This window comes from Bacillus sp. 05T31, from assembly GCF_056396725.1.
This window is the reverse complement of sequence record NZ_JBFTMA010001202.1, coordinates 1-701: the sequence shown is the minus strand read 5'-3', so window position 1 is coordinate 701 and position 701 is coordinate 1. Positions and strand designations below refer to the sequence as shown.

The 701-nt window shown below is 31.3% G+C and carries 1 protein-coding gene and 1 pseudogene; both read left to right on the top strand.

From position 1 onward, the window contains the following. Positions 1–304, top strand: a 304-nt coding sequence (locus tag AC1DJR_RS32435) for a YheC/YheD family protein (protein WP_477004508.1), incomplete at its 5' end; no start/stop codon positions are given. A gap of 252 nt (positions 305–556) precedes the next feature. Next, positions 557–701: pseudogene (locus AC1DJR_RS32430) on the top strand (GNAT family N-acetyltransferase); the annotation flags it as partial.

Genomic DNA, 701 nt, shown 5'->3' with positions numbered 1-701 from the left:
GGCTAGCGGTGGTTATAGTACTTATTTAGATGTTTTTTTAAAAACGGAGTTTGATAACGATTGGTATAATGTTCAAAGGTATTTAGAACGATTTGCGGTAAGTTTTTCTAACCATTTTAATTCTTTATATAAGGATGTATTATTTGATGAGTTAGGAATTGATGTTGGGATTGATGAAAACCAAAAATTGTGGTTGTTTGAGGTGAATTGGAGACCAGGYGTACCTAATATATTTAATCTTGAATTAGATGTAGCTAGAAATTTAGTTCACTATGCTAGATACTTAGCTGATAAACATAAATAAGAAAAGAAAAATAGAAATATATATATAAACWGAAAATTACGAATTTAAAKMAAAYGYAAAATAACTCCAAAATATACAATAGAAGTTGMTTTTGGAGTTATTTTTTGTTTACCTCACTTCACTTTTTTCCCCTTCTGTGAATCAGATAAAGCCTTTAAGGCTTCATCAAATTTCCGTCTGATATGCGCCCAACAGCCGCTAGTCCATCAAATGATTTACGTAAATATGTTACCCCTTGTGCAAGATATACTTTTTCAATCGACAGATGATTATATAAATCGAGGGATTGGCTATAGTATTTTCTATAAAGGAGACGTCGTATGCGGTGCATCATCGTATAGTATTTATGATGATGGGATTGAAATTGAAGTTGCTACCAATCTGGATCATATAAGAA